The 7,869-nt window shown below is 72.2% G+C and carries 7 protein-coding genes; 1 reads left to right on the top strand and 6 read right to left on the bottom strand.

Annotated features, from left to right (window positions below):
- The first annotated feature begins 461 nt into the window (after nucleotides 1-461).
- Nucleotides 462-611, top strand: coding sequence for a thiocillin family RiPP (locus tag ACFXA3_RS27890; protein WP_385191187.1), 150 nt, complete (start codon nucleotides 462-464; stop codon nucleotides 609-611).
- A gap of 145 nt (nucleotides 612-756) precedes the next feature.
- Here ACFXA3_RS27890 and ACFXA3_RS27895 read toward each other — a convergent pair whose 3' ends face one another.
- From ACFXA3_RS27895 to ACFXA3_RS27920, 6 genes are all read right to left on the bottom strand, one after another.
- A complete protein-coding gene (locus ACFXA3_RS27895; RefSeq protein WP_385191188.1) occupies nucleotides 757-1,362 on the bottom strand; it encodes a response regulator in 606 nt (201 codons plus the stop codon).
- A complete protein-coding gene (locus ACFXA3_RS27900; RefSeq protein WP_385191190.1) occupies nucleotides 1,359-2,513 on the bottom strand; it encodes a sensor histidine kinase in 1,155 nt (384 codons plus the stop codon). The genes ACFXA3_RS27895 and ACFXA3_RS27900 overlap by 4 nt, the downstream gene beginning before the upstream one ends.
- A 77-nt stretch (nucleotides 2,514-2,590) precedes the next feature.
- Nucleotides 2,591-3,403, bottom strand: coding sequence for an ABC transporter permease (locus tag ACFXA3_RS27905; RefSeq protein WP_385191194.1), 813 nt, complete (start codon nucleotides 3,401-3,403; stop codon nucleotides 2,591-2,593).
- Nucleotides 3,403-4,320, bottom strand: a complete 918-nt coding sequence (locus tag ACFXA3_RS27910; RefSeq protein WP_385191191.1) for an ATP-binding cassette domain-containing protein — start codon at nucleotides 4,318-4,320, stop codon at nucleotides 3,403-3,405. Before ACFXA3_RS27910 ends, ACFXA3_RS27905 begins: the two co-directional genes overlap by 1 nt.
- 91 nt (nucleotides 4,321-4,411) lie before the next feature.
- Nucleotides 4,412-5,257: a thiopeptide-type bacteriocin biosynthesis protein gene (locus tag ACFXA3_RS27915; protein WP_385191193.1), complete on the bottom strand. Its 846-nt coding sequence runs from the start codon at nucleotides 5,255-5,257 to the stop codon at nucleotides 4,412-4,414.
- Complete coding sequence (locus ACFXA3_RS27920; RefSeq protein ID WP_385191196.1) at nucleotides 5,250-7,736, bottom strand: lantibiotic dehydratase; 2,487 nt, start codon at nucleotides 7,734-7,736, stop codon at nucleotides 5,250-5,252. The genes ACFXA3_RS27915 and ACFXA3_RS27920 overlap by 8 nt, the downstream gene beginning before the upstream one ends.
- Between the last annotated feature and the right edge of the window lie 133 nt (nucleotides 7,737-7,869).

A 7,869-nucleotide genomic window follows, 5' to 3' on the forward strand; every position in this document is an offset into this window, starting at 1 on the left:
CGGTTCGACCGGCTCCAGGCCCAGCCCCCGCCCGTGGAGGGCGGTGAGCCCGGTCGGTAAGGCGGCGCCGGCGCCCCCCGCGGCCCCGCCCCCCCGGGCGGGGCGCCCCCGGTGCTCGCCAGTCACTTCGTCCCCGGCAGCGTCCCCGCTGTTTTCGCGCCCGCCCCGGGCCCGCCGGCACCACCCCGCACCTGCCCGGCAATCCTTTCGGATGGCCGGGAATTTTGCGTTGGAATTCCTGCGCACGGCGGTGCGTGAATATTCTTCTTCCGCGCTTGGCTTGGGGCCGCGCGTAAGGGCCTGCTAAAAATAATGACGACAGCTCGGGTCATTCTTCCGCTCGATGGAGGCGCGCTTCCGTGCGGAATGAGGGGCCTTTCCTGTCCGGTCGCGGGTATTGCGTGGCCGCCTCGGGCGGATCAATCCGTCCGCTCGTTTCACTTCGTCAAGGAGAAAAGGTCATGGAGAACACCTTCACCGTGGAGAACATCCAGGACGCCGTCGAGGACGTCACCATCGAGGACCTCGGCGAGGTCAGCGGTGCGGGCTGCCTCGGCACCGCCGGCACCGCCGGCTGCCCGGCCACCATCGGCACCGCCGGCTGCTGGTAAACACCGTTAGACCCGCGTGCGTGAGGCCGGCGGCTGCCGCCGCCCGCCTCGGCGCACGGCCGTAGCCCCCGCCACACCCCCCGGCGGGCGGCGCAGTGCGGCAGACCCAGGCCGGATGGCCGTGGCCGATCACCAAGGTGATCCGCTACAGCCATCCGGCCTGAGTCGCGATGCGGATCGCATGGAGCTTGTTCGACGCGCCGAGCTTCTGGATCGCCGCCGAGATGTAGTTGCGGACCGTCCCCTCGCTGAGCGACAGCTCCTCGGCGATCCGGTGCAACGGCCGGCCGTCCTCCGCGAGTCGGAGAACCTCCAGCTCGCGCCTGCTGAGCGGGCTCTCCCCGACGGAGATCGCGTCGGCGGCCAGCACGGGGTCGATGTACCGCCCGCCGTCCCGGACTTCCCGCACGATCTGCGCGAGCCGGTCGCCCGCGACCTCCTTGGTCAGGAACCCGCGGACGCCGGCGTGCACCGCACGCCGCAGATAGCCGGGGCGGCCGTGGCTGGTCAGCACGATGACCGCGCATCCCGGCTGGTCGCGCCGCAGCCGCTCGGCGGCGGTGAGCCCGTCGGTACCGGGCATGTCGATGTCGAGGATCGCCACGTCGCACCGCTGTCCGGCGGCGAGCGCCACGACCTCGTCGCCGGTCCCGGTCTGCGCGACGACCTCCATGTCGTCCTCCAGCGAGAGCAGGACCGCCAGCGCCTCGCGGATGAGCCGTTCGTCCTCGGCTATGAGAACCCTGATCATGGGGATGTCTCCCTGGTCGTTTCGCTGTCCGGCGGATCTCGCGGGACGGTGGCCTGCAGGCGGAAGGTGCGGCCGGGGCCCGGGCCGGAGGCGAGCCGGCCGTCCAGGGCCGCCAGCCGCTCGGAGAGGCCGATCAGGCCGTGGCCGCCGCGCCGCTGCCGGCCCTCCGCCTGCTGCTGTGCACCGTCGTTGAGTATTTCGAGGAGCACGGTCTCCCCGCTGATGCGGACCTTGATCCGGCACCAGGTCGCCCTGCTGTGCCGCAGGACGTTCGTCGCGCCTTCCCTGACGACCCAGCCGAGGACGTCCTGGACCGCTGTCGGAAGCTGCTGCGGTATCGCGTCGGCCTCGCACGCCACCCCGGCGGTCTCCAGCACGGAGCGGATGCCGTCGATCTCGGCCGACAAGGACGGCTGCCGGTATCCCCGTACGAGCGTACGGACATCGGTGATGGCGGTGCGGGCGATGTCCACCACCGCCTCCATCTCGTCCCGGGCCCGTTCGGGCCGCCGCGGGGCCAGCCGGACCGCCACCTCGCTCTTGAGCGCGATGACGGAGAGGGTGTGGCCGAGTACGTCGTGCAGGTCGCGGGAGAACCGCAGCCGCTCCTGCACCACGGCCATCCTGGCCAGTTCCGCCCGGGCCCGGTGCACTTCGCTGATGAGCGCGCCCAGCCGCCCGAGGGCGAACACCACGAGTGCGGTGATGCCGGCCCGGACGGTCACCTCCACCACCCCCGAGCCGCTCAGACCGAGCATCAGGCCGGCCGCGGCCTCGCCGGCGAGGGCGAGTGCCGTGACCGCGACGGCCGGCCAGGGCGCCAGCGACAGCAGGGCCGCTCCGCCGAAGAACGCGGGCAGTGCCATCCAGTAGGGGCCGCAGGTGAAGCAGACGCCGAAGCCCACGATCCCGCACACGGCCAGGTCGGCGGTACGCGCGTTCCTGCCGGGCCCGTAGCGGATGCTCTCCCGCACGATGCGGATGAACGTCGCACCGAACGCCAGCACACCCACGACGGCGGCCAGCACGTACGGCACGCCCGGCCGCGAAGAGCCCCAGTAGAACGCCGGCTCGGCGACGTAGAACAGGAACAGCCCGATGATGAGGACTCCGACGGCGCGCGGCACGGACTCCGATGACTGCCCCAGCACGCGCCTCTGTCTCCCCCGTGTCACGGTCCGGGCCGAACCCCCGCCCGTGGCAGTGCCGTTGGCCGGCGCCCTCGGGGTCACCCGGCGTGCCGGGGGTCCCAGCGGAAGTACTTCTGGGCGAGTGCGAGTCCGATCGCGGTCCAGGCGCACATGATACCGACCTGGGTCGAGCAGGCCTGGAAGGCGTCGAGGAGTCCGATGGGGTCCGGAACGGCCGCGCCCGCCGAATCCGTCGCGAAGTCGCGGCCGAAATAGGCGGTGCGCAGAATTTCCACGACCGGGGTGAGCGGCAGGTACTCCGCCGGCGTCCGCAGGATTTCCGGGAGCGCGGACAGCGGCATGGTGACGCCGGAGCCCAGCATCATCAGCATCATGAACGGGGTGACGATCCAGGTGGACACCTCCGCATTGGGAAGCAGTCCCGATACGCCGATGGCGACCAGCGCGAACATGGCGGCGCCCAGCACGACGGCGATCACGAACAACGGGACGTTCTCCGGTCCGGAAGAACCCATGAGGGCGCATCCGGCGGCGATCAGGACGACGACTTCCGCAAGGCTCACGACGCTGCCGCTGAGCGCTTCCCCGGCGAAGATGGAAGTGTCGGGGAGCGTGGTGCCCCGCAACCTCTTGTAGATCAGGGCATCACGCCGGGACGCGGCCGAATTGATCAGGTTGTAGACGATCCACAGCAGGACGAAGCCGATGAAGCCGACCAGCGCGTACTGTCCGGCGTCGATGCCGGCGATCAGCTTCTTGCCGTGCATGCTCATCGGATAGGCGATGCCGAGTCCGAGCGGCACGATCACCGCGGTCAACGCGAAGCCGAACTGCTTCCAGTAGACCCGCTGGGACAGCCGGAACTGCGCGAAGGTGTACCGGAACCACATCACGGGGCTTTCCTACCGTTCTCGGCGACATCGAGGAAGACATCCTCCAAGGAGGCGCTGCGCACCTCGAGTTCACGCAGCGAGGCGTCGGCGCCGTCCGCCCAGTGCAGCAGCGCCTTCAGCACGTCCTGTGGATCGCGGGCCAGGAGCACCGTCCGTCCGGACTCCTCCTGCACCTCGGTGCCGCCCAGGACCGGCAGGTCGGCGGCGCGGATCCCGGCCGGCAGCCGGAAGGAGATCCGTGCGGCGAACTGCTGCACCATCTCACCGAGCGTGCCCGACCTGACGATCCTGCCGTGGTCCATGATGGCCACCCGGTCGGCGAGGAACTCCGCCTCTTCCATGTAGTGCGTGGTGAGCAGGACGGTCATGCCCTCGCCCACCAGGCCCTTGATGAGCTTCCAGGTGTCGCGGCGGGCCTCGGGGTCGAGGCCGGTGGTGGGTTCGTCGAGGAAGAGGACCTCCGGCCGCCCGAGCAGCGCCAGGGCGAGGTCGAGGCGGCGCTTCTCGCCGCCCGACATACGGCCCACCGGGGTGTTCGCCCTGTCCTCCAGCCCGACCATCGCCAGCGCTTCGGCCCGGGACCGCGCCTTCACCATGAACCGGCGCCACGCGTCGACGGTCTGGGCGGCGGTCAGTTCCTGGAAGAACCCCGCCTCCTGGAGCATGATGCCGACCCGGTGCGCGATCTTGCGCCGGTGCGCATGGGGGTCGACGCCCAGGACGCGGGCGGTTCCCCGCGTGGCGGGCCGGAACCCTTCCAGGATGTCCATCGTGGTGGTTTTTCCGGCGCCGTTCGTCCCGAGCAGTGCGAATACCTCTCCGGGTCGCACGTCGAACGATATTCCGCGAACCGCGGCGAATTCCCCGTATTGTTGATGGAGGTCCGATACCTCGATCACTGGCTGTTCAGGCATGATCGAATGCTATCGGCCCGGTGTGGTTCCAGGCAGGGGCCGCTGTCATCACTTTCCCGTGCAGTTCGCGGAACACCCCTCATGACAACTGTCATGCCGGCGGTGCCGTCTCGAGAAATGCGTCGTCGGCGAGCCAGAGAAACCGCGCCAACTGCGCTTCCTCGGACGGTACAACACCGAGCCGGTTGTTCATCAGGTGAATGTGGTGGAAAAGCAGAAAGGAATCGGTCCGGGGAATGTGCGTGCGTGCCGGCGAGCTCAGCTCCCGCCGGTACGCGTCGGCGTATCCGGCGAGCGCGGAACGGGCCGCGGGATCCGAGAGGACCCACTCGACCTGGGCCAGCAGCCGTGTGGACCGGGCCGTTGCGTCCGCGAGGGAGGCTCCGTGCGGAAGGCGTCCGCGCAGCAGCGGGCCGCCGCTCCAGTACCAGGCGTACTGGTGCAGAAAGGTCCTGCGCAGCCGGGGTCCGAGGGCGGCCAGCATCAGCGTCATGTGGGCCGCCGCATATCCCGTGCGCAGGGAGCGCTGCCGGGGCCCGAGGCAGGCGAGTGCGGCCTCGCTGCCGTGCTCGAAGACCCGTTCCGCCAGGCGTATGCCCTCGCCCGGGCCGAACTTGTGGGTCTCCGGCGCGTAGACGTGTTTCGTCGCACCACGGTGCGGCACGACCGCCAGCAGGCTCCGCAGGGTGCTCTCGGCGTGGAGGAGCGACGCCTGCCGCGCATGCAGGCGCAGGCGCAGATGCAGTCCGGAGACGTCCATGAACTGCAGGAAGAACCAGCGCAGTTCCGGGACTTCGTCCCGGAGCCGGACGAGCGCCGGGCGTACGACGTGTTCGAGCAGTTCCTGCATCCCGGCGGGATCGCAGACATGGATCCGGTAGTACAGCCAGTCGTGCGCGGGCAGTTCCACGTGCACCTTCGCGAGCGTGTCAGCCATGGCGCACCAGCCCCGTGAACTCGGTCGCGACCGGTGCGCCGGCGGCGTCCCGGTTCCAGTGCCCGTCCCTGCCGGGCAGCGCCTCGACCAGGTCGACCGCCAGGGCGTCGGACCGGATCTGGCGCAGCGCGGCCCACACCACATGGGGGTGGTCGAAGCCGAGCCACTGCGGTTTCTCCTTGCGCACGCCCCGCGGCCCGCGCGTGACCTGTACGAGGAAGACCTCTTCGGGCAGTCCGTACCGACGACGCCAGCGCTCCACGTCGGCCAGGAACCGCACCGGTGACACGCCGGGGTCCGGGCGCGGCACGCGGGCCGCGGGCAGCCGCCACCGGGCCCTGGCCCACACGATCCTTCCGTGCTGGATGCGCGGCAGGTACCGGACCCCTTCGTCCGTCGTCACCCGGTCGAAGGCCCGGACCTCGCGATCGGCCCTGCCGAGCGTCATCCAGGGGTCGGAGAGCAGGCACAGCAGCCGGACGGCTCCGCGGAGCAAGTAGGTGGGAGTGGTCCCCAGGTACGCGAACGCCACGGGGCTCCCGTCGCTGTCGTACGCCTGGAGCGTGCCCGTCTCCGGGTCGTGGGACAGTGACAGCCCTGCGATGTCGACGGCATCGGGGTCGCCGTCCGGGAGGTCCGAGGGCCAGCGGAGCCGGGGCACCGTGCTCAGCGTGGGCCGCTGCATCTCGGACCAGTCGGGATAGGCCGACACCTGGAGTACGCGGCAGCCCGGATGCAGGGCGCGCAGCCAGTCGTCGAGGGCCGGTGCGAGCCGGTCGTGAAGCGACGGAACGCCGGCCCAGCGGCTGAGCAGGCCGCCGACCCCGTTCTGCACCAGGTTGACGACGAGCGTGTGGTCGCCGGCCGCGACGCGATCGGCGTCCGCGGCGGCGATCTGGAAGAAGACCGAGTTGCTCGCGGTGCCCAGGGTGCCGTGGCCGTGGAGCCGGCCCGGCGCCGCGCCGCTGCCCGCGCCGTCGCCCGCCGGTGGCAGCGCGTCCTGCTGCGCCATGGCGTACGGGTCGGCGTGCGCGAGGACTTCGTACAGGAAGCCGAGCAGATCGGAACAGGTGCCCCCGACGCCGTACCGCTGTACGAAGCGCTCCACCAGTCCGTCGTACAGCGGGGTGCGCGCCACGTGCGGGGCGAGCCACCGGGCCGCGTGCGCGAGGTCGTCGCCGACGTGCCGGGGCAGTTCGAGGGCCGGTCCTTCGGGGCCCGCGACCGCCTCGTGGAAGAGCGGAGTGCCGGCGAGCCACGACGGGACGGGCCGGCCGAGCTCCTTGAACGCCGCCCCGGCCACGTCCCTGGTGCGTTCGACCGCCCGGGCACGCTCCGCCGCGTCGGCCGTGGTGGCGACGGTGGCCTCCAGCTCGCCGAGGGTGTCCAGGGCGGCCCGGACGCCCGCCGCCGTCGGCGACGCATCGGCGTGGGTGCCGCGGCGGACGGCCCGGGCCAGGGCCCGCAGGTGCCCGCCGTCGGCCAGCCGCCACGGGGTGACGGGTTGCAGCAGCCCCATCTCCACCCAGCGGGCGACCAGTTGCGGTCCGATGACGCCCAGCCGTGCGGCCGGCTCCGTGAAGGGGACCGGCCGGGAGGGCAGGAGGGGAAGCGCCCATGCGTACAGCCCGCAGTCGGTCACCTCGTCCTCGCGGAAGAAGAACCCGTCCGCGGCGGCGTAGACCGGCAGCGCCGCGAGCAGGCGGTCGCCGACCCGCCGCAGACCGGAGTTGGCCACCACGTCGAACGCCGGCGCCAGATCCGGATGGGCCGCGCAGGCCAGCAGCAGGGCGACGGCCAGACCGCGTGACGAGGTCACCGCGCCGGCGGCTCCGCCCCGACCGCCGTCACGGGGAGCCGGCCGGGCCGCCGTGCCCGGGGCACTGCCGAGCCACGCCACGGCGAGGGTGGTCAACGTGCTGAAAGGACTGGGTTTGACGGCGATGCGGGACAGGTAGGCGGCCGCACTGCGGGCACCGCGCGAGTCCAGGCCGTCCGGTGCCGGACCGTCCTGGGCCAGCAGGCGCCCGGCGAACTGCGGGCTGGCCAGCGCGAGACCGGACGCCACCCGCGGATCGCGCAGGTGGCGGTACAAGGCCTCCCCGGCCGCGGGCAGCTCCGTGGCGAAGACCTCCTCCGCCCGGCCGAGCCCGTCCCGGTGCCGGCGCATCGACTCCAGCCAGGCGTCCAGCCGGCGGGCCGGTCCGGGTTCGAGGTGCGCGGACACCAGATCCGAGGCCCGGGCGGTGCTCGGCGCGAACCGTCCGTTGTGGACGTCGCGGCGGAGCCCGACGGCGGCGCGGCGGGCCGCGCGGTCGCCGTCGAGCCGTGGCACCAGCCGGTAGAGGGCGTCGGCGAGCGGGCCGGCCAGTGCGGCGGCGGCGTCCTCCGCGTCGAGTGCGTCCCTCAGGAGGCGCGTGGACCGCGGCGCCGCCGATGCGTCGAGCACGCCGACCGGCAGTCCGCAGACCCGTGCCATCAGCACGGGTGCGACCGCGCCGCGTCCCGCCCGGGGCGCCCCCGGGGCGCGGCGGGCGCGGGGCGGCGGCCGCGCCGGGGGGGGGGGGAGGCGCGGCGCCCCCGGGGGCGGGGGCGGGGGACGGGGGGTCGGG

Origin of the sequence: Streptomyces sp. NPDC059456 (genome assembly GCF_042750055.1) — a bacterium.
In the GTDB taxonomy this organism is placed as follows: Bacteria; Actinomycetota; Actinomycetes; order Streptomycetales; family Streptomycetaceae; genus Streptomyces.

Excerpts from the sequence above, each read along its gene's own strand:
- ACFXA3_RS27890 (WP_385191187.1), top strand. The coding sequence starts at position 462 with ATGGAGAACACCTTCACCGTGGAGAACATCCAGGACGCCGTCGAGGAC.
- ACFXA3_RS27895 (WP_385191188.1), bottom strand. The coding sequence starts at position 1,362 with ATGATCAGGGTTCTCATAGCCGAGGACGAACGGCTCATCCGCGAGGCG.
- ACFXA3_RS27905 (WP_385191194.1), bottom strand. The coding sequence starts at position 3,403 with ATGTGGTTCCGGTACACCTTCGCGCAGTTCCGGCTGTCCCAGCGGGTC.
- ACFXA3_RS27910 (WP_385191191.1), bottom strand. The coding sequence starts at position 4,320 with ATGCCTGAACAGCCAGTGATCGAGGTATCGGACCTCCATCAACAATAC.
- ACFXA3_RS27915 (WP_385191193.1), bottom strand. The coding sequence starts at position 5,257 with ATGGCTGACACGCTCGCGAAGGTGCACGTGGAACTGCCCGCGCACGAC.
- ACFXA3_RS27920 (WP_385191196.1), bottom strand. The coding sequence starts at position 7,736 with ATGGCACGGGTCTGCGGACTGCCGGTCGGCGTGCTCGACGCATCGGCG.